Here is a 25,071-nt window from a genome sequence, read left to right on the forward strand (position 1 = left end):
TTAAACAAAAATTTTCGTAAATCAAACAAAAATAGATTCATAAATACGGTTCTGAACTCTCAATTTTCCCTGTTGCTTGACTACTAGCCCTGACAAAAGCAATTCTCTTTCCTCTGAACTATCAACTGCAATAATCTCTCCTTGATGCAAGATTTGACGGTAGAGTTCTAGTAGCCGAACGGATTGTTTACTTTTCAGAAGGCGATCGCGGATGGTTCTTAAATGCTCTGGTTCATCCTGTGATTCCCAATTGTCTATTATCGACCCTCGCACCAAATTTTTAATCCATTCGGCTTCTCTGTTGGTAGAAATAGGAGATGAAGAATTGCGGATAAATTTACAGAGCTTTTGAGTCAAAAAGGGCTGGCCATTAGTCCAGGCTAACACTTCTTTTAAAACTGTTTGAGGATTGCTCACTTTCTCGGTCAATCCTTGAAGTAGAGGTTGCGCTTCATGCTCTTTAAACCCTTCCAATTGAATGGTCTGACCGATGTTAAAAGGCGTTCTTTGGTGGTCAGTAATTAAGTCACCAGGGGTAGCTACTCCAAAAAGAGCAAAGGTTAAACGTCGATACTCTGGATTAATACTACGCTGATTATAGCAAGAGCGAATTAGCGCAAAAAAGTCATTAACTGGGAATTTTAAACTTAAGAAGCTATCAATTTCATCGATAAAAATTATCAAGTTTTTAGGTATAGTATCATTTTCTTGAGCAACTTCAACTAGCAAAACTTCTTCAATAAATTGACTCAACCTCTGAACCGGAGAAATATCTCCTTGCTCTTGCCACCAAGTTTTTAGATTAACCTTTCTTAATAAACCAAAACTTCGCCATAGCTCTACTGTTAAGCCTTTGTACCATTGGTCAGGCGTGACGTTTTCGCTACCAATACGGGTCAGATCGATCGCCCCGCAGCTAAACCCCTCATGCTGGAGATGGTGTATCATGCGTACCATCAGACTTGACTTGCCCATCTGCCGAGGATTGAGAATGTAACAAAATTCCCCGCGCTTCAACGCCTTGTAGAGACAACGGTCTGCTGAACGCACAACATAAGTAGGAGCATCCATCGGCAAACTTCCTCCCACTTGATAGTCAAAGGTAGAGGGTTGTTCGCCACTTTTGAGTAACTCGTTTTCAAAGAGCAGTTCGGCTTGGGTGGCTTTGAGAATTTCTAGGGTTTGTGAGAGTTCTTGAGTGCGCTCTTCTACTCTCAGCTCTAGATTTCGGTTGTAATCTTCTAACTGTCCGTAGAGACGGGCATTTTCAATCGAGATAGCAGCTTGAGCAGAAAGAATTCTTAAAACTTCAATGCGATCGCTGGTAAATGCATCTGTGGTTAAATTGTTTTCTAGATATAAAATACCGCTTAGTTTGCCTTGATTTAATAAAGGAGTACAGAGAATTGATTTTGGTTGAGTGGCGACGATGTAGGGATCGCGGATAAACTGTTCTTCTTCGGTAGCGTTATTAAGAACTACATTTTCTTGAGTACGGACAACATAGTTAACGATCGCAACTGGTAGGATAGGTGTCTGGCGATCGCCATCTACAGAGTCAATGGGAAGCGATCGCAGTAGAGTCACATCATCAGAATCTACTGTCCCTTCAGCTTCGATTACCCATTTATGATCTTTTTCCAGTATCAGAAAGCCTTTTTGGGCACCTCCATTTTCAATTACAGTTTTCATTAACTTAGCCAGCAGTTGGTCTAGTTTAATTTCGCTAGCTAATACTTGAGATGCTTTGGTAACTGTGACGATATCAAGCGCTTGAGAATTTGTACTAGCAGTAGATTCAGTTGTATTAATGCTTTGGTTTTCTTTTCGGTCGTTTATATCCATTAGAAACTGTGGGTACTCCGATTCTAGAGCTTTAACTTTGGCTTTTGCACCCCAGCAACTATAACAATGATGGGCATTTTTTAAGTATAGTTTCCCTATTTCTTGTCTACCTAGAGAGAGATAAAATTCTGCTGCACGTTCGTAAGCGATGGCTTCTTCGTGAATAAATTCAGATTTTTTAGCACCTTGAATTGCTTTTTCATAAAGTTCTTGAGCTTGCCAATTTTCTCCTAATATTTGGGCTTTTTCTGCTTCTACTAAGTCGTATTTATTTTGAAAATTGGCATGGCAATGACCAGCCCATATTTTCATATTATACTGATTTTTTTCTATTTTTTCTAGGATGTTTTTTTGTTGTTCTAGGTTGCAATTATGATAGTGAGCAATTAAGGAAAGAGAATAATAAAAATTGTGTTGTGGTGTAGTTAAATATGCAGCTGTACTTTTTAAGTATTTATCTCCATTAAAACTACTATTAAAAGCACTAAAGTAATCTTTTAAAATATAAAAATAAACTGTCTTAGAAAAATATGCACAAAATAATAACCATTCATTATTTTGATTTGTCCATTCTTTCAAATATTCATTTTCTTTTTTTTGGAATCTCCTAATTATTATTGGAGTTTTGTTATTTGTTTGTGACAACATTGTTGTCAAGTTATAAAAAATTTGTATATTATAAAAACTAAAATATTGCTTAAATTTTTCAATTATAATAGTATATTTTTCGCAAGATAGACAAACCTCTTCTAAATTTTCTCCCTTTAAAAACTTGATTAAGCAATAGTTGATAGCTGCATAAGAAGCATATTCATACTCTCCTATATCTATCCCTTGGCGAAATCCATTAAGTAATTTGTCTTGTGCTAATATATTTCCAATCCATTTTTTCCAGTGCCATACTTGTCCGTAATACACTTCTAAAACAAAAATTTTAGATTTAGAATTATTAGTTTTTTCTAAATAATTAAGAGACATTCTGCCAAATTCATAGCCAGAATTAATATCTAGTTTGCTTGCACATAAAAGTACTCCATAAGTGACATAAATACTAGATGATTGAGGAGAATTTCCATATTTAATGCATAAATCAACTAGAGTTAATATGACCTCAACAAATAATGGAAAATTTGTTGTATTTGTAGCTGATGCAATCTGCTGTAATATTTGTATAGCTGATAGTTTTTCTGGCTCGATTATTGGAGGAAGATTAATTAGATATTTAAAGTTTTTGTTTTTCAAAAAAGATGTAATATATTTCTGTTGCTGTTCAAGCTTTGTATTTATATCAACAACTTGATTAGAGATATTTATTCCTAGTTCTTGTAGAATTTCACAAGCGGTAGTGATTGATTTATCGCTCTGAAATATAGTGTAATAATATGATATTTTTATTTGATAAACCTTGACGCGATCTAAAATTTCTTTAGCTTGTTTTAATATGATTTCAGAAAAATTTTCAACTTGCTCAAATTTAGCATTCAAGTAGATAAGTTCTAAGGTTTCTTCATAAATCTCTAAAGTGAATTTATATTGTTCTTTCCAACTATTTGAAGATAATAACCCTAACCCAGTTTCTAAATATCTTAGGGCGGGTTGATAGGCTGTTGATGCTTTCGCTTTTTTACCAGCTTGCAAATTTAATTTAGCTAATTTATCTCTTTCAGATTGCTCGATAATTAATTCATTTCCTTCATTTAAATGATTGACAATAGCAAAAATATTTTCCTCTAACTCAGATTCTTGAATATTTTTCAGAAGCAGACGACCTACTTGTAAATGAACTATTTTTTTCTGTTCTTCTGGAATTAAAGCATAGGCAGCTTGTTGAACTCGATCGTGTAAAAATTTGTAGGGAATATAGTTAGGAATTTTGGGAATAAAAACATCAGATGTTTCTGAATTATTTTTTGATATTTCTTCCTGATTCCAAATTAGAGGTATTTTATAGTCATTACTCAGAGGTAAAATCAAACCTACCTCTAGTGCAGCTTGAAGTTCTCTAGCTGTAGTTATTTGAGATTTATTATTAACTACGGAAAGAATTTCTAAATTAAATTGATTGCCAATACAGGCAGCTAATTGCAAAACTTTTTGAGTTTTTTTATCCAGCTTGGTAATCTTAGCGATAGTTAAATCAACGACATTATCAGTTATTTCTACTCTTTTGATATTCTCAATATTCCAGCACCAAAAATAATTATGATAATCAAAATACAAAAGATTTTCTTTATACATAAAATAAAGTAATTGAGTTAGGAAAAAAGGATTTCCTTGAGTTTTTTTGCTTACTAATTCTGCTAGAGATTTGGATTTTTCTATGGAACAATTTAAAGTATCGGTAATTAATTGATTGATATATTCTAGTTCTAATGGTTGCAACAATATATTGTTGACCCTAGCACCTTCTTTTTTAATTTGCTCTAAGGTTTGCATCCAAGGATGAGTCGCATCAACTTCATTATCTCGGTAAGCTCCAATTATCAATAGATATTGGCTATCAGCATCGGTTATCAATAGCTCAATTAACTTCAAAGATGCCAAATCTGCCCATTGTAGATCGTCGAGGAAGATAACTAAGGGGTGTTCTTTTTGAACAAAAACAGTAATAAACCTTTGAAAGAATAAGTTAAATCGATTTTGAGCCTCAGTTGCTCCTAATTGCTCAACTGGCTGCTGTTTGCCGATAATTTGTTCCAATTCAGGAATGACATCGATGATAACCTGAGCATTAGGATTCAAAGCTGCTAAAAGTTCTCGTTTCCAAGTTTGTAGTGCGGCTTCAGATTCGGTAAGTAACTGCCGTATTAAGTCTTGAAATGCTAAAGTAATCCCCGCATAGGGAATGTCTCGCTGCAACTGGTCGAATTTTCCGCTAATAAAGTACCCTCGCTGGCGTAATATTGGTTTATGAACTTCATTAACCAAAGCAGATTTGCCAATTCCTGAATAACCAGAAACCAGCATCATCTCACTGCTGCCTTGACTAACTCGCTCAAAAGTAGTTAATAGTTGTGTAACTTCTTCTTCCCTACCATAAAGCTTTTCAGGAATGACAAAGCGATCGCAAATATCCTGAGTTGCTAAACAAAACCCGTCAATTTGCCCTAAATTCTGTAACTGTTCCCTACAGGTTTCCAAATCGGCTTTGATTCCCCATGCACTTTGGTATCGTTCTTCTGGGGTTTTTGCCAACAGTTTCATCACAATGTCTGAAACGGGTTTAGGTATTGGTTGAGACGTTGAATTTAACGTTTCTATAAGTTCATGTGGGGGAACAGGTTGTTGAGCAATATGACAATGAACTAATTCTATAGGGTCAGTAGTTGCAAAAGGTAGTTTATTGGTCAGCAATTCGTAGAAGGTAGCACCCAAAGAATAAAAATCGCTGCGGTAATCTACCCCTCGGTTCATTCTTCCAGTTTGCTCTGGAGCAATATAAGCTAAAGTTCCTTCTAATAGCTCGATATTGCCAACTGTCTGATTTTCCCGCGATAAACAGGTGGAAATACCAAAATCGATGATTTTGAGTTGTTCGGTTTCTGGGTTATAAACTATATTAGAGGGGTTAATGTCTTTGTGGATAATATTGGCAGCGTGAATAACCGCCAAACTCTCAGTAGTTTTGATGGCAATAGTGAGAAATTCTTTGAGAGTAAATTGGCATTGACTACCCATTAATAGTTTTAAAGATTCACCACCAAAGTCTTCTAAAAACATGACTAGACTATTTTCATATCGCTGCAAATTGTATGCTTTAATTACTCCATCCGTATTTAAGGAGCGGGTGACTTCATATTCCTGCTTATATCGAGTTAATTCTGAGGGGATGGGGTAGTTTTCCTTGAGAATCTTTAGAATAATTGGGTGGTTGTTAGACTTAAGGATAGCTCGATAGACTAATGAATTAGCACTTTCATAGATTTTTTGGGTAATCTGATAGTCTGTTTTAATCTTGTCTGACTGTCGATCCATAAGAAGGTTGAAAAAACCTGGAATCCTTTTTTACAGGCTTTCCAGGATTTTATCATTTTGCCTACATTTTAAGCTACAACCTATTTTCAAGGAGTAACTTGAAAAATTAACTACAAGTGAATGGAATATAGTTATAGGGAGACCTAAAATATTCCACGTCTATTAAATATTCACCCTTCTTATTCTTGCTATAAAAAGGAAACTCTCCACCATCATCTTCTGCATTTGCCCATTTTTCAACATTGCCCTCATCAACACCATATGGTATGGGAGGATAGGGGATAATAGCATGATAAGCTACCCAAGGTTTTTCGTTGCTAATAATAATCTCTTTGATATCACCAGTAAACTTATTCCAATCTACCTCTAAACTATAGTTCAAAACTATTTCACCTGTACTAAAAATCGGTTGGGCAATTTGGTGGTATTTACCTCGTATTTTGTAATATGCTTGCCCAGCTAATAAGAGAGACAAAGAAACTCCCTGCCAACATTTGCTGTTAGGCAAAATCATCACTCTTGGCTGTTTTGAAGGTTCTTCTTGAGACTTTAAAGGAAAGTAAACCTCTTCATTTTCAATAATGTCAGGAGGATCTCCCCCACCAAAAAGGAAAATTTCCCTAGCTATCAGACCATCCAGAATATCAGGTTCAATTTTATCCCAGTTACCAGCAGTAAAATTATCCCACACGATAGGTTTTTCCGTTACTAAATCAAGTTTCTTCGCTGTCAAATAAGCCCACCAAGTTTTAGCAATCAACTGAGATAGCTTGCGAGCATGCAGCAGAGTCCGCATTGGAATATAAAAATTACCTAACTGAGTTTGGTTATTTTTTTCCTTTAACCATGAGTTGATAAATTCTTTTTGAAAAGTAATTCCTGGCGAAGGTAAGTATGAAGATAGTCGATCTTCTGGCTCGTTTTCTTGGCTACGATAACCTTTTAGTTTTTTGACTGTCTGTTCATCGAGTACAAACTGATTAAAACTTTCGGGGTGATTTTCTTGCGTTTGTGGTTCTTCAGAAACATTACCTCTTGTTTTTGCCAATATGCTTGTAGTTACTCTCTTGTCTTTATTAGGTTCTACAAATAGTATCTGGTAATAGGTATTGTCAAAAAACACTTGTTTTGATCGTATTGGATCTGGATTTTGTGCCGGCATTGTCTTTTACTCCTATATAATCTTTAATTCAAGACAAATTGTAAAAACGACAAGAATTATCCCAAAGAATCTTTTGCACAGTTTCTTTCGATAATTTTTTCTCAAGCTTTACCATGTCTGCAACAATGTTCGGCTTATGATCCATATGGGGATAATCCGAACCAAAGATTAAATTGTCCGTGCCAATATATTCGATCGCCTGAGCCAGTAATGGTTCTGAAGGCTCTATGGCAATAAAGCACTGACGACGAAAATACTCTGATGGCTTGATTTTGACATTATCATGAATTGTATCCTCCCAAGCTAAATTTTCATACTCTTCATCTAGTCGCCATAGCCAATAGGGAAGCCAGCCACAACCGGACTCCAGAAAAGCCACTTTCAGCTTTGGATGACGTTCTAATACCCCTCCTTCAATCAAGGCTAATAAAGCCATCATATGTTCCATCGGATGAGAACAAGCATGGGTAGCAAAACGAGTGTTAAACCTTTCTGTACCAGTAGTTGGCAAACGACTGTGAGTCCCTTCGTGAATACCTACTGCTATGCCTAGTTGTTCGCATTCTGTCCAAAAAGGCTCGTAAGCAGAGTCGCTCAATAGTCTTCCTTTGACGGGGTTAGGGCGTAAAAACACCGCTTTCCAGCCAAAATCAACAATTCTATGCAATTCATGCACCATTGACTCTGGTGCATGCAGATTAATTGCTCCTACCCCCTTCAATCTATCTGGAGCATAACTGCAAAAGTCTTTTAACCAATTGTTGTAAGCGCGGGTAAAAGCGCCAGCAACTTCCGGTTGCATAGTATCGATCGCCCAAAGCCACAATCCATAAGTTGGATAAAGGAATGCCAGATCGATCCCCATCAGCACCATCTCTTGAAGGTGAGACTCGACTTTGTAGCCTTGGAAATAAGCATTAGGATGAGCTGACATCATCTGCTTATTTGCCTTATCTCGAACTTGCCTAGAGACTTTTTTTACAATGTCTTCCCCTTGAATTTTCATGTCTGCTGAGGGAGCAAACTGTTTAAATTCTGGTTCGAGATACTCAGCCCACATACTGGGAGGTTCAATTACGTGGGAATCAGCATCAATAATCGAATATCCGTTTAGCATCATCTGTAATCAATCTGGCTCAGAATTGGGAGTTGGTGGGTAATGCTACAAGTCTGATTACTACGCTGAAATTTTTTCGTAGCTTCAGACATCTTAGAGTTTTTCGTGTCAGTTGCGTGAGTCCTATTTTTATCAAATAAGCTGTGAAATAGCCTTGATGGTAGTACCATCAAGTTTAAAAGCCTTATCTATCTCTGATAAAAAATTGTTAAAATCTGCGGTAGAACGAATAGTTGCTACATATGCTGAATCATGAGAAAATCTCATTTTTCTAAAATTTAGGACTGAAATTAAAAATTTCATTTCAGCCCTACAGTTAGTTCAATTAGTTCTTAGTATCACAATTTGCTATAGGCAGCTTTGCTACAGTTGTACTTAGGACGCGCTCAAGTTGGACAGTCACGCTGTTGTTCACTTGGTGGTAGGGCAAAGGTGGAATGTGTCGGCAAGTGGCGATCACCCTCTGGGCGATGAATCGTCCAATCGCCAACTTAGTCCACTATTCGAGCGTACAAAGTTAAGTTGAAATGAGGTGTACAAAATTGTAGTATACAAAGTTGTGACGTTCGCCGCGATTGGTTTGGGCGCGGTGCGCCCTCCGGTTAAATTGCTTACAACCCTTATTCTCTCGTTACCCTCAGAACAATTACCTGACGCCAAATTTGTACTACATCTTTCAATGATATATCAGGTATTTTACTCATGTCGTACAAACCAAAGAACGTAAGTGTAGCTAGGATCATCAGGGGGTTGATTATTATTTAGATTTTGACAATCCATAAAGGTAAGATTTGAATTGTACCTTCTGGCATTTATTACATGACCAACTCCATTCTGCGGAACCCAGCCAAGAACGTATGCAGCATTACCATTTTGCCCCAGCATATAGTTATAAACTTCTTGCCTAGAACGAAAGTGAGGATGTACACCATTACCTAAATGTAGACGGGTCAACATTCCTGTTATGGTGTCTTCATCATGGGCGGGTCCTTCCATAACGCCAGTACGGTCAGCGACTTCTGATGGACTTAATCCAGCATAATATCCAATAGTGTGTAAGGCACAGTCAGCGTCTTGAGGTTGTGCATTTGCAGAAGGAGCATTAGAAACTGTTCCTACTATCAGTAAAACAACTAGCAAGAATCTCAACAATAACTGTATTAGATAATGCATGAAACACCTCTTCTTTTTGATTTTTTATTTCTAAACTATTCCCTTCCCGGTGCAATACAATTCAGTTAGAGTCAAAAACCTTACACAGTGTGGGTTGAGTTAAGCTTAACGCAACCCAACAATAAACGTTTTATGTAAGGTTTCCTTACGTCAACCTAACTTACCTTATCCTTAACTGAACTATATTGCTTCCCGATGTAAGATTACCGATCTTCTTTATCTTATTTATTCTTGTCTTTCACGTCTTTGACGCACACCAAATTCTAAGGGTGAACAGCCGTTCGCCTTTATAGATGTACTTCACTCAGTTGAAATCCGCTATAAAGTGGTAATCTTCGGGTAGGAAGGAAGCAAGAGTCAATTTGAACAAATCTTATATTTTCCTAAATAAGATTTTGTTCAATTCTGTTATTAAGGAATCGTGTAAAAACAACTTGAATGCTTTTTATATAGACTATATTTTTAGCCTATTTTAAATAAGATTTGTACAAGTTATTTTTACATGATACCTAACGTTCAGTAATAGATATATTGCCAGCCTCATTAACTAGCATTCGATAATCTTGAGGACTTTTCTTAACATTAGCTAATGTAAATTCGTTTGAACCGTCGTCCCATTGAGCATTAATCTTCCAATTACCATCCCAGAGAGAACAAACACCCTTACCCGTCTGAACCTTGAGTGGCTTTTCTCTATGTTGAGAAATCCATGCATATACTTCAGTATATGATCTTGGACTTACAACTTGACTATCTGCAGCATGTTCGGTATTAACAAATGAGATAGTTGCATTTGATTCATTATTACAACCTTTAATGCCTGTGGTCATTTTTAATTCCTTGAAGTAAGTTAATGTGGTTCAATCGTAGTGAACTACCTTTGATATTAGTTTTTCTCTTAGCTGTGAAACTCATAAAACTCATTCCAGAACTCATAGAAAAACTCATGAAAAATAACATCATTCAGTAGGGGAAAACTCACATCCACATGGGAAAAGAGTTGAGTTGCTCTTGTGTCAGTGGTTCTTGCAACCAACCCATTTTCACCGGGACTTCATAAAGCCGTCCGGGTGCTAACCTTTTCCACATATGGCGCATTCCCGGAACGATGACTTTGGCAACTCTCAGTCCAATATCAGGACGAGTCTGATCTAAAACCAGCATTTCTAAACCATTGTTCTCAACGATTTGTTGACAGAGCTTGACATCTTCGAGTAAATCGTCACTTGCAACTTCGCGATAATCGCCACTGACTTTAGCAGCAATTCTCTGGCTTGGAACTAAATAAGGTTGATCGCTTAAAGTTGCGGTTTTCCACCAATCTACCGCCAAGCCATCTGCTGACGGGGGATATTGAGTACTTCCATCAGCTTTGGCAAATAAAACGTTAGGTAAAATTTGGTTAACTTCAGTCAAAGCTCGACTAATAGCAATCTTGGCATCGAAATGAGCGCCATAACCCAAAACAATATCTTCTACAGAGCGATCGCTTCTTCGAGTAACAGCAGCAAAAACTGGAATATTCAGATCGCTGGTAATATCTAAAACCCAAAGTTCCCGATTAATAGTTTGATAATATTGCTTCAAGCTTTGAAAATAAGGCTCGTCGAAACTATCTAAATCCACTTGCGGCTTTTGCAAAGAGTTATACCACCATAAGGCGACAGCATCTCGCTCTACTAACTCCATAAACCCTTGCAGAATAGCTTCTTCAAGAGTATTACCCGCCGCACATCCATTAGAATCAGCCCAACAGTCGGGTTTATAGTCCGGTCGATAGCCATAATAACAGTAAGCCGTTGGCAGATACTTAAATTCCTGATGGGTTAAAGACCAAACAGGAGTCCAGTCAATTTCTCTTTCTTCATCAAAAGGTTCAGGGACTTTTTGAAACCAACCTTGACACTCAACATTCCATTGCTCTCTATTTTGATATTGCTGTTGGCTGAAGTTCATACAAACATTGGGATGAATCGCTTTGTCCCCCATTTGTTGGTAACTGGCTTTTTCTCGAATTTCATACCCTTGAAACACCCCAGAATATCGCTCAATTGCTTCGCAAAAACCACTAGCCATCGCTTGAGAGTCAGTCCTACCTTTCCCCGCACTTCTACCCCCCAAATTTTGGCGCAAACTAGCGCAATCGTCGAAAACACTGATAAAATGATGTTTAGCGATGTAATTATGAGTTAATCCATTCCCAGGAATTTTATTTAGTTCTCGCACAACGCCAGTAATGGGGCTAATATGATGTTGATATTTCCTGAGAGTTTCTTGTGGCGAACAAATACGGTGTCCTCCATCGACGGTAAAGGTTTTCTGGCGGTGTTCTAAAACAACAGGTAGGGGGTTGTTGGTTAACCCATTTACCATCTCTGCACAGCTAGAACATTGAGGACGCTTAACCCAGCGATGATTTTGAGTTTGCAGTGCGATCGCATCGTAAGCAATCAAATTGCTTTCTAATTGTTGATTTTCCCCTTGGACAATCCACTTAAACACCTCTGTAGCTACCATTCCGAAAGCAGTTTGTACTGTAGATGGCAAAAATCCTAAAGGAGGAGTTAAAGGGGAAGAAATGTGCTTTTGTCTCTGAATAAACCCTTCAATCGGTCTATTATCTCGCAAACGTTGAGCTAAACAGTTCCAACAACCTGTTTTCTGAGGATTAAATAAAGGGCCAATCCAGACTACTGTCCCTAATGGCTTAACTAGCATCCAAGGAGATTGGGATTTTAAGGCTTGTTGATTGAACTTATCTAGCTCAAGATTGAGATAATCATCGGTTAAAACTACTGTCAAATCACCTTGGTCTGCTACTTGAATTTGGAGAGACTCAAGCACAGCAATCAAGTCAGATGCAGCAACCGAACCTAATGTTTTTACTGCTACTTTAGTCGATTGCAATCTGTGATGGGCTACTGTGGGAGCAATATTAAGATGATGACAGAAGATATCTAAGTGCGATGCCAGAGAGTTATCTTCTTGAAGAATATAGCCCTTTTGTTGCATTTGTAATAAAGCATATTGGGCTTTAATACTTACATTCAGAACTTCTTGGAAGAAGGTGGTAGCTGACTGTAAAGATTTTGAGTCTTGTAGTAGCGACTGTTGAATGGTATCAATAATTTCGTCAATATTGCGATCGCCATCGATTAAAGCAGCTAAACTACAAGAAAGGCGATCGCTTAACCAGACTTTTTCTCTCTCCGATAACAAAAATACATTGTCTGTTTCTATAGTTTCGATAGAGTAATAAGGATTGAATTTGGGTTTAGGTTGCATTGATATTTATTAGTTGTTTATTTACTAATTTAAGTGTCATTTTAGCAGAATTATCTTGTAGTTAATTCTTTAAAAAATAATTAGTTAAATTAAATTTCTTATAGTTATTTTGAGAATTTTAAATTTATAAATATTTAAACTCTAAATCAAATAACAAGCTATCTGATGTTTGTATTCCTATCACTCTAAACAATAATGCTTTAACCGTTAGTATCACTTCTTGTAAGTCTATAGTTAACCTTCTTATTGGCTCAGTTAATATTTTTATTGCCATAACACATGAATTTTAGGTAACTTTAAATTTATTTTTACATAATTTTTTATTAAAATCATTTTAAAAGCTAATATAAAAACTCATATAAAAACTCATAACTTCTTATAAAAAAGCAATGGAATAGCTCGCCTGTATCAGTTAACTTTAGCTTTTACCATCCTCTTAGCCCTAGAAAAGCATCAGCACATTCACGAGTATCTCTATTTGCTGCGCCAACAGTTGTTTAGCTTCAGTTCCTGAACCGTATTGTGGCTGGTAGATTGCTTGATGCGATCCTGTGTGGGCGTTAGTCATATCTGCAATGAGAATTTTTCCTCTATGAAACTCAAAAGTTCTTCTTCAAACGCAGTCAAATACGGTTGCTTCAACTTCCCCAAGTGCTTCAATACAGTACGGCAGCTTCTTCTAAATTCTCTTTCTCCCCCAGCCTGCTAACGCGATCGCAGAAATCGACGGAGAATAATTTGAGGTTTTCCCAGGAAACTTTATGGCATAGTAAAACACGATACAGTTTAGGAGTAATATCTTTGATGAAAAATATCTTCATCTGTGCAGTTGTAATCTGCACAACTTGTATTTACCCGATTAAGACATTAGCAGGAGAAAAACCTTCTGCGATTTTTCATGCATTTGACCAGCAGTACACTGATATCGAAAAGTTTGTCTGTGAAATAGGGAAGCAAGGATATTCTCACATTCAAATTTCTCCAGCCCAAAAATCTAATCCTGCTCCAGAATGGTGGGCACGCTATCAACCTGTAGACTACAGCATTATCGAAGGTAGAGGTTCACTCTTAAATTTAAAAAAACTTATTAGTCAAGCCCACAGTTGTAAGGTCAAAGTAATTGCTGATGTTGTTTTCAATCACATGGCTAATTTAGATGGCAATGATGATTTTGAAGATTTAACTAAATTTCCAGGTCTTTCTATAAATGACTTTAATTCGGATTCAAACCGTCCAGGTAAAAAACCTTGTAGCATTAATTATAGTGATGGCAATAGAGATTCAGAAATTAATTGTTGGTTAGGTGGACTTCCTGAATTGAGATTTACCAATAATGTTAAAAAAATTCAAAAAACTCATTTAAAAAAATTGCTAGATTTAGGAATTGATGGATTTCGGTTTGATGCTGCCAAGCATATCCCAGCAGATGTTGTCAAAGAGTACATTGGTTATGTGGATCAACAAAGTCAAGGAAAAGCATGGAATTATCTTGAGGTAATCACAGATGGCGACACCAGTGCAGAAAATTATAACTGGATTGCTGCTGTCACAGATTTTGTTCTCTACAATTCAATGAAAAATGCCTTCAGCTTTGGTGGAGATTTGCGTTCTCTGCGAGTTCCCACAGGCATAAACGATCCGCGTAGCGTCACTTTTGGCAGAAACCACGATACGATCCGCGAGATTAATTCCAATGCCATTAACCCCTATAGCGATCCTTCTGACTCTTTCCTCGCAACAGCATATATCCTGGCGAGAGAAAGTGGCACTCCTTTAATACTGAACTGGGATAATAGAGATGCTGCTTTTATCAAATATGGTGTCAAATTCCGCCAAATTATGCATCAACGAGGCAATCAGGGAAAAAATACCAAAGAAAATGTTTTAGCAGCCATTGATAGTCCGACTGTATTGCTAATGGAGCGGGGCAGTGAAGGATTTTTTGTTGTCAATAAAGGGGAGAATAAATTTAATATCCCAGCACTAGATTTGACCTTGACGAATTTGGATGGATGTTATCGGGAACTCCGTAATAATTTTACTGTTGCTATTGAACGTCGCGATCGCAAGAAAAAATTTATAACTCGTTGGGGAAGCTGGAATAGAGGCGGTATGGAAGTTCAAAAACGCGATGCACTCTATTTTATTCGAGAACCTTTTAATCAATGTCAAATGTAGATGCTCCCTCCATCTCTTCTCAGCTTTTTATTGCAAGCGTACAGATACACTACCTGCATGGGCTGGCAAACCTTCTGCCTCTGCTAAGGTGACAGCTGCTTTGCCTATTGTCTGTAATGATTGTTTGTCACATTCTAAAAAAGTAATTCGTTTGAGAAAGTCGTAGACACTCAAACCAGAGGCAAAGCGGGCAGAACGGGCAGTTGGCAGTACATGGTTGGGGCCTCCTAAATAATCGCCAATCGCTTCTGGAGTATAGCGTCCTAAAAACACGCTCCCGGCACACTTAATTTGATCGGCAAGCAATTGCGGGTCATCTGTACACAATTCCACATGTTCAGGAGCTAGTTGATTCAGCAGTGGTATACTCTCGGCTAAATCGCTGACCAGAATCACGGCTGCATAATTTTGCCAACTAGCACTGGCAACTTCTCTGGTGGGTAAATCGGCGAGAATTTTCTCAACAGCCTTTATTACTTGTTGCGCGAAGATTTCGGAATCAGTAATTAAGATTGACTGGGCACTAGGATCGTGTTCTGCTTGCGATAGTAAATCCCAGGCAATCCAATCTGGGTTGTTCTGGCTGTCGGCTACCACTAAAATTTCTGAAGGGCCAGCGATGCTATCAATGCCAACTGTGCCAAAGACTTGACGCTTGGCTTCAGCAACATAAGCATTACCAGGGCCAACAATTTTATCCACCGGGGCAATGCTTTCTGTACCATAAGCTAATGCTGCGATCGCTTGCGCCCCACCAATGCCATATATTTCTGTAACACCAGCAACTTGAGCAGCAGCCAATACGACAGGATTAATCTCACCGCCAGGCATCGGTACTGTCATAACAATTCTTTCAACACCAGCAATCTTAGCTGGTAAGGCATTCATCAACAAAGAACTCGGATAGCTAGCCCGTCCCCCTGGTACATAAATTCCCACTTGCGACAGCGCTACCCAATTCAATCCCAGTTTTACCCCGACTGTATCGGTGTAGCCAATATCTTGCGGTAGTTGTTTTTCATGGAAAGCCACAATCCTTTTAGCAGCAAATTCCAGCGCAGCCAAGACATTGGCAGGACATTGTGCCGCGTGTTCGGCAATAAAGGTTTCGCTTAGATGCAAAGACTGGAGATTATTGCGATCAAAGCGGCTAGTATAGTCCTTGACTGCGGCATCACCATGCACTTTGACATCAGCTAGAATCTCACGTACTGTCCCACTAACATCAACTGTAACTTCCCGGCGATCGCTTACAAGAGTTTTGAATTTGACAGAAAAATCTTTGTCGGTAGTTTGAAGTAGCTGCATGGACAGTACCTTAAAAGCAGTGAGGTCAATAATTAGTTTAACTCCTGATTAACTTGCTCAATATGACTGTGGCTTATATGCATCACTCTTTTTCAGATGTAAGCTAAAAGCACAAAAGATTATGAGTTGAATGGCACTAAGTTAAGATGCAGCCCTTGCCCCAACTGGTTCCCAGCCTGGAGGCTGGGAAACCATTCTCGGAGGTTCCGCCTCCTCTTTCTTGACAAGAGGCAGAGCCTCTCGGAACTCGTTCCCAGCCTCCAGGCTGGGAACGAGGATACAATAAGTCTTTGGGCTTTCTTAGTGCCATTCGATTATCAGTTAACATCCTATGCAACAGTCCACAAGAAGCAATTACCGGGATCTTTGGCGGCAGCTTGTTACTTTGGCTGCAATCTTTGGCGCTTTTGTTATCAACGTAGTATCGAACATTTTTCCGCTGAATGGACTTAGCATCGGGGAAATTTCCAATACTTTGTTTAAAAATGTCCTGATTATCCCTGCCAATTACGCCTTTGCTATCTGGGGGCTGATTTACCTTGGGTTGTTTGCTTTTGGGGTATACCAAGCTCTACCTAACCAACGCCATGAGCCTGATTTACGTAAGACAGGTTATCTGTTGGTGATTGCCTGTGTTGCTCAAAGTATCTGGGTGTATCTGTTTTTGTCTCGGTTTTTTGCTCTTTCTGTCATTGCAATGCTCTTGATTGTGTTGCCGCTAATTGCTGTCTATGTGCAGTTAGAAATTGGCAAATCGCGTGTACCTCGGCTGAAAAAATGGTGTATTCACTTTCCGATTAGCATTTATCTAGGCTGGATTAGCGTGGCGACTATTGTCAACGTAGCGTCTGCCTTGGATTTTCACAGGTGGAACGGTTGGGGGATTTCTGCTGTAATCTGGACTCTGATTATGGTATTGATAGCAACAGCAGTTGCAGCAGTTATTGTTATCCAGCGTCGAGATATTGCTTATGCAGGAGTTACACTCTGGGCATTGGTGGCGATCGCACTCAAGCATTCTGATAACTCAATGCTCAGAAATACCGTATTGGTTTTGGTAATTGTCCTAGTTTTAACCGCTACGATTAACAGCTTACGCACCCAACAAGAACATATTTAAGTGTAATGACATACCCGCCCAGCGTTGGTCAAGAGAGAACTTTTAGCAAACGTTCGTTAAGCACGCACAATAATGGTCGGTTGTTACACACACCAGTCTGATTGTTATTAGCCAGAATAGATAGTTAGAGCTGTAATCGTCTGAGAAGACCAAAATTTATAGAAATGAAAAATATTCTCTCGATTGGTTGGAATAACTGGTTAAAACGGCATAAAGAATCTGTTTTACTATTTGACTCAATTGCTACCGCTAATGAGATTGCCCTGATGCTTAACGGTCAATGGGATGGCTGCAATGGTGTAATTGTGGCTTCTAGTGATGAGGTAGCTGTTGACACTGCTGCCAAACTATTACAAGCTACATGGTGTTACCAAGGCGCATCAAAAGCTGTTTTAGACAGAGTAACAACTGATGAAATTTTACGCCGTTATGCAATCGGAGAAAGGAATTTTGTTAATGCTAATTTGAGGTGTGCAGTACTTGCATCAGTGAAGCTGAGTGAAATTAACCTAAGTTATGCCTCCTTGAGTTGGGCGGACTTAAGTCAAGCCAATCTCAGTAAAGCTGATTTAACAGCAGCAGACCTAACTCAAGCGAATTTAAGTGGAGCCGACTTGAGTAAAGCATACTTGATGAGGGCAAACCTAAGTGAGGCAGACTTGCAACAAGCTTCACTTCAGGGGGCTAACCTAAGTAGTGCTAACTTAAGTGAAGTCAACCTCACTGGTGCTGATTTAACAGGAGCTAATCTGTCACTAGCAGACCTAAGAGGGGCAAAGTTTCACTTGTGCAATTTGAGTGGGGCTAACCTAACAAATGCCAAGTTAATTGAAAGTGACTTGGCTTTTGCTCAACAATGATCGCCAAACTCCAGTATTACCTTTAATAAGTTTTACCTCAAGTCCAGGTAGGATTGCCATTCTTTAAACGATTTTTTAGCACTACTAGGGGATAATCATTAGCATCAGAGCCGCCAGCTAAATCTAAGATAGGGAAAAGGGAAATGTTGAAGAATAAAAAACTTTTCCCCACAATCCCAAGAAGTCGATTTCTACTAACTAAAACAAGATCGGACTCGCAAGTTTTGCTCGGAAATTCTCGAAAAAATTGCGATCGTTTGTAAGCTAAAACACCTGAGTGATAACTGATTTACACCAACCACCATCTCGAACTACATACAGCACAGACGTACACGCGTCCTCCAAGTTAATCCAGACTTGGCATACTTTTGAAACACCCTGAAAGCGAGTCGAGAATTTCATGCAATACCGAATAGGAATGAAGACATTAGATATTGCTCCGATTAAGGCTGACCAAGAAAGTCTATTTTAGCAAGTTCTACACCGCAGTGTCTAAGAATGTCATATGCTGTTGTGACATGGAAATAAAGGTTTGGTAAAACAAAATAGAACAGATATGGCATTCCTTCAAAAGATAAAGTATTGTCACGCATCTCTAGGGTAATTGCTCTCTCCTCGGAACCGTCGATTTGCTCAGGTTTAAATGTATTTAAATGAGAGATAGTTTTTTGAATGCGGTCAATAAGTTGGGGGAATGTAGTTTCATCGTCCTCAAACTTGGGTGCTTCTATCCCTGCTAGTCGTGCAGCACCTCTGTTTGCGATGTCACAGGCAATTTGTACTTGTTTCGATAATGGAAACATATCTGGGGATAGACGACTATTGATTAACACAGAAGGATCTATTTTTTTTGTTTCTGCATAACTAGCACCTTTTTCAAGAATGTTTGTAAGATTATTCAGTGTGCGAATAGACACGGGTATTGAAGCTTTGTACATTGATATGGTCATTGATATTTATCCTGGGTTTTGTTGGGTGATTTGAATTGCAGTAAGATTGCTGGCGCTAGGGCAATCACAGCCGTGTTGATGGTGTGGTTGATTTACAGGCTTGGTTGTCAGTGTTTAGGGGTTAAAATTATCAGAAGGAATGTAATCACTAAGTTACAGCTATTTTCAGGTAAATAGACCACGCCGTAGGGGCGCAAGGCTTTGCGCCCCTACGACAGGTGTGGTTCAAATACATGAAAACTGCTGTAAGCCGAAGACCTGTCCTACTTAATCAGTGAAGATAACTGCGTAGGCGTACCCGCCCGCCGCAGGCATCGCCCCTTTTGTCCGATAACAATCGAAGCCCTCACACTAAAAAACACTGTCATGAGCCAAACTGCAAGCGGTGTTCGCTGGACAATTCAAGATGTTGCAGCGTTACCCGATAACGAATGGATTCGTGATGAAATTATTGATGGAGAATTGTTTATGACGCGGCTAAATTTCATGACGAAGCCAAGGTAGGATTTTGGTTAGAATAATCCAGAAAACAAGGCTGGCGATCGCACCTGTGCCAATACTACACCAAAAAGCTTGTGTTTGGTAGAAAGGAATATCTTTAGGTGGGGTTTGTTGAGCGACAATGACAGAGGATGCAATCTGGCTTGTTGCTAGTCCAATACCTACAATAGCAATACTTGTGTTGAGGTTGCGATCGCGCTGTGCTTGCTCTATCTCCACCATCTTGCGAATTCCTCTACCTCGCCAGTCTTCTGAATTTTGGAGTCTCCCCAAGTGGAGCAAGTGGCGTGGATTTAGGGGGATCTAAACGCATTGCGGATTGACCTTATCAAGCAACAGCCCCTTGTTTAGGCTGACGCACCGGACGCTTGCGCTCGCTCCCCTTCCCTTTTAGGGAAGGGGCTGTTCTTGTTAGGTCTGTATTCCATGCAATTGAGAACCGCTATATTAAACATAAAAGCGATGTCTACGACGGGCTACGCCTACGCAAGAATTGAACCAATACAAAGCGTAGACGCAAAGCGGTGAGGGAGTCGCAGTCTTCTCCCTTCTCTACGAGACGCTCCGCGTTCGTGTAGCGTTGCGTTGGCGCAGCCTCTCGTAGAGAAGGAAAAGCGTTAGCGTCTCCCTTTAAGAGAAGGGGAGACGCTAAGAGCAATGGCGGTTCCCGTCGTTAGCGCATTAGCGACGCAGGAGCGTCTTGCGATAGCGAAGCGTTAGCGAGTCTTCTCCCTTGGCGTTAGCCTCTCCCTTTGGGAGAAGGTGAGACGCCAAAGGCGAACGAGCGTCACTCCCGAACCCGTTGGCGCAGCCTCTCGTAGAGAAGGGCGAGTCAAGAGACATCTAAGTAAATACGGTAGTATATGGTTAGTGTTAGGTTATTTAGATATTCTGTATTTTCAAGGTAGATATGCACGCAGAATTTCTCAGAACGAGGGTATAAAAATTTTCTTATTTGTCAGTAGTTAACTATTGACTTGAATTTACACCCTGATTAATTTGTACAGTGCCATTCGACTTAGATAGTTTGAGAAAAAATCAGTGCTACTGAAAAGCCTTTTCATAGGGTGAATCTTTGATGAATATTACTGTTCCTAATTCTTAATGTATAAAGTATGCCGAAAACGTCAATTTCGGTAAGTATTTTGTGCCCGAAAACAGTACTAAATTCAAGGTTGAGAACTGAAATTACTGAAAAAATGGAATCAGATAGGTAAAAATTATGGCAAATATCATTGGAACCAGCGGCTACGACTTACTACAGGGTGGTACTGGGAATGATACTCTCATCGGTGGTACTGGGAATGATTCTTTAACTGGTGGCGGTGGCAAGGATAAATTTGTTTACAACTTAGGCGACGGCACTGATACAATCACTGATTTCGGTGGCATAGGTAAAGGAACTAACCCGACAGCAGCAGTTATTGCTGAAGTGGACACGATCAAATTCCAGGGTGCAGGATTAACTGCTCAAAATTTACTGCTGACCCAGAATGACAACAATCTAGAAATCACCTTTGAAGGGAATGCTGATGCCATAGTTATCCTGCAAAACTTCAAACTAGAAAACTTGGAGAATCTGAAAGCGTCTGGAGCAAAACCAGCTTTTGGTAATATCCTGTTTGACGGGCAAAATGTCATCACCGACAGCTTTAATGTCCTCGATTCCAACTCTACTGATACTAGCCTGGGCATCAAGAACACAGTAACTTTTCTTAATGACCTCAACAATAACATTACGGGGTTAGAGGACTCAAATGATGTAGTTAATGGTCAAGGCGGTAATGACAAAATCGATGGCTTGAGTGGAAACGATTTGCTGCGAGGTGGTGCGGGTGATGATACCCTCATTGGTGGTACGGGTAATGATACCCTCATTGGTGGTACGGGTAATGACTCCCTTGTTGGCAATAATCTGCTTTCTGGGGGCTATGGCAATGATTATCTCTCCATCTCTGGCTACGAGAGCTTTAGCTACCCAGACTACGAATACAACTCTCGGTCGTCTGGTAAGAACACCCTCAACGGTGGCGCAGGTGACGATAACTTGAGTGCTAGCGGTTCAACAGGCAATAATTTGCTCTCTGGGGACGATGGCAATGATAATCTCTCCATCTCTGGCTACTACAAAGGAGGTAACTACCAAGACTACGACTCTCGGTCATCTGGTAAGAACACCCTCAACGGCGGTGTAGGTAAGGATACCTTAAGTGCTGGCGGTTCAACAGGCGATAATTTGCTCTCTGGGGGTGATGGCAATGATTATCTCTCCATCTCTGGCTACTACGAATACACTCCTAGCGACCCGTACTCACCCCGCGACGTTTCCATCACATACGAGTCTCGTTCCATAGGTAATAACACCCTTAACGGTGGCACTGGGGACGATAACTTGAATGCTAGTAATTCAAAAGGTGATAACTTACTGGATGGTGGCGCTGGCAATGATTATATCTCCGCTTCTAGCGCCTTTGGTAAGAACACAATCTATGGTGGGAGTGGGAATGATATCCTTATAGGTGGTTTTGGTAATGACACCCTCTATGGAGGAACTGGTACTGATACCTTTGTTTTCAATAGTTACAATCAAGGTGTTGACAGTATTTATGACTTCAACGCGACTAATGAACTGATTCAGGTATCGGCTGCTAGCTTTGGCGGCGGGTTATCACCAGGTTCACTTAAGACAAGTCAGTTTACCCTCGGAACATCTGCAACGACAAGCAATCAACGATTTATCTATAACAGTGCTACAGGTGGACTGTTCTTTGATCTTGATGGCAGTGCGTCTGGGTTTACTCAGGTAAAATTTGCACAACTATCTACTGGATTGTCAGTCAGCGTAAACAATTTTGGGGTTGTTTAATCGGAATTAGCGCTCTTTGATCGCCAAGCGGTACAGTTTGTGAGGTGCTATTTTTAGCATCTTGCATTCGATTACTTACAGCAGTTTTCATGTATTTGAACCACATCTGTTGTAAGGGCGCAAGGCCTTGCGCCCCTACTGCGTGGTCTATTTACCTGAAAATAGCTGTAATACAAGCCATTTTGTTAAGCGATAGCGATTCTTGCAGAGATAAGTAAGATATTCTTTCCTTGAAACGTGCATACATTATTTTCAGATTATGGAAACGGCTATCAGCCTGTCATATTACCCCTACTTAGTTGCATTCGCAATCAGGTATCATATGGGATTAACCAGACTCTTAATAAACTGTGGTTAATTATTTATGAACAGAGCGATCGCCAGTTAGAGACTTGATATCAAAACTAAACAGTTAAAAACTCTTTTATGCTAAAAATTTCTAATCTTAACGTTTATTACGGCGAAAGCCATATTCTCCGCAATGTAGATTTGAGCGTACCATCTGGGCAAATGGTTTGCCTAATTGGACGCAATGGTGTCGGAAAAACTACCCTACTCAAAACTATCATGGGTTTACTCAAACCCCGCAGCGGTACTATTAATTTAGCTGAAGAATTAATCAACTCCAAATCTCCAGACCAAAGGGCAAAGTTGGGAATTGGTTATGTCCCCCAAGGACGAGAGATTATCCCTCGCTTAACAGTTAAAGAAAATCTACTGCTGGGGTTGGAAGCTAGACGCAAACCAGTAAAAAAAGCAGAAATTTCAGAGGAAGTTTTTAGTTTATTTCCGGTGTTAAAAACCATGCTTTCGCGGATGGGTGGTGATTTAAGTGGAGGACAGCAGCAACAATTAGCGATCGCACGTGCTTTAATGGGAGAACCTCAATTACTCGTCTTAGATGAACCCACCGAAGGTATTCAACCCTCCATCATCCTCGAAATTGAAGCCGCAGTCCGTCGCATCGTCGAAACCACAGGCATTTCGGTGTTATTAGTAGAGCAACATTTACACTTTGTCCGTCAGGCTGATTATTATTACGCCATGCAAAAAGGTGGTATTGTCGCCTCCGGTTCCACAGTCGAACTCAGCCAAGATGTGATTCAGCGCTTTTTAGCTGTTTAATTTTTGAGCTTTCTATATCAATTGTATCCGTAGCAATTAAATCTGCTGCTTCTTGTAAAAGCTCATGTTGTTCCTTTTGAATTGCTGCTAAACGATGAGAAATTTCTGCTAATCGTTGTTGTTTATTTGGTTGAAAATTTTCAGGTAGCAAAGTAGGCAGGTTATCAGTTGTTTTAGCACCTGTGATTCTTTGAACAGCAAAACTCCCAACTTTAGTTAAAGATAGAAAACTAACTTTAATCAAAGCCTGAAGAAATTTTAACGGAACTTTGAGTATTGACCAACTAGCAGTCTCAATTAAGCGGACAATTGCTTTGATGATGCTCCAAATTAGAGCAAGTGCAAACAGCAAAATCACTATACTAATAATTGGGTGATTAGCTCCCCAACCTAGTATTTGAACTAACCGAAAGAATATGGGGTGTTGTGTCAACCAATCACTTGCAGAAGATGCCATTGCATCTTTAACTGCTCCCGATGTTGTATTTTTAAATTGCTCTGCTGTTTGCCAAGTTTGCTCTAAACTTGTTGTAACTGTATCAATTGCTTTATCAGTTGTGGTAGTGGCTGTTGTCTTCAAAGACTCACCAGCTTGTTGTGCTGAGTTACTTAGAGAGTTAACGTTTCCGCCCACAAAATCTTTCACATTTTGCCAGCGTTGTAAAATTCCATTAGGTAAATGTACGTCTATTTGGGATGCCATAAAACATTTCACCGAGGTTGAAATCGAACCTGTAACCCATCTGTAGGACGATTGCTGGGAAAAAACACAGTTTCTAAATAAGTAATAGTGCTTAAAATGAAACCAAAAATACGGTTTGAAAACATAATTTTCGCTCCTGCGATCCCAAAGGCAACGGCTTAAGCCGTATCGCCTAATGTTTAAACGGAGCATTCGTGTGGTAACTCTAGCTTCTCATGTCACTCTGCCTCAATTCTTGCAAAGCTTTGTCTAATCTCGATTTCAACCACTTCTGTCAGGTAGTCAGGGTGTAGTGAAGGACATGCAGCAGAACCTAACGGCTGGAAGCTCAGCGACGGCGGGAGGAAAAGCAACCTCTCTGCGTCAGACACTACCCCGCCGTTCATTGTAGCGCCTTGTTAGGCTCAGTGGCCCGACAATGGAGGTGGACAGATTTCCATGGTTTGAATCAAGCCATGCTCAATGGTATAACGATGACCAACGTGCTGATCGGAAAAAACTGTTCCAGCTAGGTCGCGCACAACCTGATGCACATCGACTAAAATACGCCCGGAATCCTCCTGGTGAAAGGAAATCGGCTCAACGTGCGGATTGATGCCGGACCATTGCCTCGTCCAGTAAGCGCGGACTGCTTGATGTCCATGGACATAACCGCCTTCAAACGCTTTCGGCCAAGCCACCTCAGGAGTCGTTGTGGCGAGGGCGGCGTCAATATCTCGCGCGTTGAAGGCAGCGTACGCCGCGCGTATCAGTTCAATTTCTGGTGCAGATTTATCTGGCATAAGAGGTGTGGTGAAGGACATGCAGCAGGGCTTAACAATTCTTATGCAGAACGCTTCCGCATAAGATCCCGCAGCGGGTAGATAGGCCGAATGATTCTGTATAACACCATAACAGCTTAAT

At 39.8% G+C, this 25,071-nt stretch carries 17 protein-coding genes and 1 pseudogene; 6 read left to right on the plus strand and 12 right to left on the minus strand.

Annotation, left to right across the window (positions count from 1 at the left end; all coding sequences use genetic code 11):
• Nucleotides 1–21 precede the first annotated feature (21 nt).
• The 7 genes from V7L12_RS22360 to V7L12_RS22390 form a co-directional block, all read right to left on the minus strand.
• The gene (locus V7L12_RS22360; RefSeq protein WP_335087600.1) at nt 22–5,820 is read right to left on the minus strand and encodes an AAA family ATPase; all 5,799 of its coding nucleotides are present in this window, start codon (nt 5,818–5,820) and stop codon (nt 22–24) included.
• 106 nt (nt 5,821–5,926) lie between these two features.
• Nucleotides 5,927–6,982 carry a hypothetical protein gene (locus V7L12_RS22365; protein ID WP_335087602.1) on the minus strand — a complete coding sequence of 352 codons (1,056 nt, stop codon included), beginning with the start codon at nt 6,980–6,982 and terminating at the stop codon, nt 5,927–5,929.
• Nucleotides 6,983–7,010: 28 nt separating this feature from the next.
• Entirely contained in the window at nt 7,011–8,102 is a 1,092-nt protein-coding gene (locus V7L12_RS22370) for an amidohydrolase family protein (protein ID WP_335087605.1), read from the minus strand.
• Nucleotides 8,103–8,795: 693 nt separating this feature from the next.
• Nucleotides 8,796–9,272 carry a hypothetical protein gene (locus tag V7L12_RS22375; RefSeq protein WP_335087606.1) on the minus strand — a complete coding sequence of 159 codons (477 nt, stop codon included), beginning with the start codon at nt 9,270–9,272 and terminating at the stop codon, nt 8,796–8,798.
• A 509-nt stretch (nt 9,273–9,781) separates the two neighbouring features.
• Nucleotides 9,782–10,102: a hypothetical protein gene (locus V7L12_RS22380; protein WP_335087608.1), complete on the minus strand. Its 321-nt coding sequence runs from the start codon at nt 10,100–10,102 to the stop codon at nt 9,782–9,784.
• Nucleotides 10,103–10,250: 148 nt separating this feature from the next.
• Nucleotides 10,251–12,557, minus strand: a complete 2,307-nt coding sequence (locus V7L12_RS22385) for a TOMM precursor leader peptide-binding protein (RefSeq protein WP_335087610.1) — start codon at nt 12,555–12,557, stop codon at nt 10,251–10,253.
• A 442-nt stretch (nt 12,558–12,999) separates the two neighbouring features.
• Entirely contained in the window at nt 13,000–13,125 is a 126-nt protein-coding gene (locus tag V7L12_RS22390) for a hypothetical protein (protein ID WP_335087612.1), read from the minus strand.
• An 83-nt stretch (nt 13,126–13,208) separates the two neighbouring features.
• Here V7L12_RS22390 and V7L12_RS22395 point away from each other — a divergent pair, with 83 nt between their 5' ends.
• The gene (locus tag V7L12_RS22395; protein ID WP_335087614.1) at nt 13,209–14,735 is read left to right on the plus strand and encodes an alpha-amylase family glycosyl hydrolase; all 1,527 of its coding nucleotides are present in this window, start codon (nt 13,209–13,211) and stop codon (nt 14,733–14,735) included.
• Between the two features lie 27 nt (nt 14,736–14,762).
• Here V7L12_RS22395 and hisD read toward each other — a convergent pair whose 3' ends face one another.
• Entirely contained in the window at nt 14,763–16,043 is a 1,281-nt protein-coding gene (gene hisD, locus V7L12_RS22400) for a histidinol dehydrogenase (protein ID WP_335087616.1), read from the minus strand.
• A 331-nt stretch (nt 16,044–16,374) separates the two neighbouring features.
• Here hisD and V7L12_RS22405 point away from each other — a divergent pair, with 331 nt between their 5' ends.
• Nucleotides 16,375–17,163, plus strand: coding sequence for a tryptophan-rich sensory protein (locus V7L12_RS22405; RefSeq protein WP_335087618.1), 789 nt, complete (start codon nt 16,375–16,377; stop codon nt 17,161–17,163).
• A gap of 164 nt (nt 17,164–17,327) precedes the next feature.
• The gene (locus V7L12_RS22410; protein WP_335087619.1) at nt 17,328–18,023 is read left to right on the plus strand and encodes a pentapeptide repeat-containing protein; all 696 of its coding nucleotides are present in this window, start codon (nt 17,328–17,330) and stop codon (nt 18,021–18,023) included.
• A gap of 443 nt (nt 18,024–18,466) precedes the next feature.
• On the opposite strand, the gene V7L12_RS22415 is transcribed toward V7L12_RS22410, so the two are convergent.
• Complete coding sequence (locus V7L12_RS22415; protein WP_335087621.1) at nt 18,467–18,973, minus strand: DUF1993 domain-containing protein; 507 nt, start codon at nt 18,971–18,973, stop codon at nt 18,467–18,469.
• A 366-nt stretch (nt 18,974–19,339) separates the two neighbouring features.
• On the opposite strand from V7L12_RS22415, the gene V7L12_RS22420 reads away from it, so the two are divergent.
• The gene (locus V7L12_RS22420; protein WP_442947912.1) at nt 19,340–19,477 is read left to right on the plus strand and encodes a hypothetical protein; all 138 of its coding nucleotides are present in this window, start codon (nt 19,340–19,342) and stop codon (nt 19,475–19,477) included.
• Here the strand turns inward: V7L12_RS22420 and V7L12_RS22425 are convergent.
• Nucleotides 19,451–19,696 carry a hypothetical protein gene (locus tag V7L12_RS22425; protein ID WP_335087623.1) on the minus strand — a complete coding sequence of 82 codons (246 nt, stop codon included), beginning with the start codon at nt 19,694–19,696 and terminating at the stop codon, nt 19,451–19,453. The two genes, V7L12_RS22420 and V7L12_RS22425, sit on opposite strands and share 27 nt — an antisense overlap.
• A 1,000-nt stretch (nt 19,697–20,696) precedes the next feature.
• On the opposite strand from V7L12_RS22425, the pseudogene V7L12_RS22430 reads away from it, so the two are divergent.
• Together V7L12_RS22430 and urtE are read left to right on the plus strand one after the other, a co-directional pair.
• A pseudogene (locus tag V7L12_RS22430) lies at nt 20,697–22,340 on the plus strand (calcium-binding protein); the annotation flags it as partial.
• Between the two features lie 426 nt (nt 22,341–22,766).
• Nucleotides 22,767–23,465, plus strand: coding sequence for an urea ABC transporter ATP-binding subunit UrtE (gene urtE, locus V7L12_RS22435; protein WP_335087627.1), 699 nt, complete (start codon nt 22,767–22,769; stop codon nt 23,463–23,465).
• On the opposite strand, the gene V7L12_RS22440 is transcribed toward urtE, so the two are convergent.
• Nucleotides 23,428–24,168: a hypothetical protein gene (locus tag V7L12_RS22440; protein ID WP_335087629.1), complete on the minus strand. Its 741-nt coding sequence runs from the start codon at nt 24,166–24,168 to the stop codon at nt 23,428–23,430. The two genes, urtE and V7L12_RS22440, sit on opposite strands and share 38 nt — an antisense overlap.
• Nucleotides 24,169–24,572: 404 nt before the next feature.
• Complete coding sequence (locus V7L12_RS22445) at nt 24,573–24,971, minus strand: nuclear transport factor 2 family protein (protein ID WP_335087631.1); 399 nt, start codon at nt 24,969–24,971, stop codon at nt 24,573–24,575.
• Between the last annotated feature and the right edge of the window lie 100 nt (nt 24,972–25,071).

The organism is Nostoc sp., from assembly GCF_036918245.1.
Taxonomy (GTDB): domain Bacteria; phylum Cyanobacteriota; class Cyanobacteriia; order Cyanobacteriales; family Nostocaceae; genus Nostoc.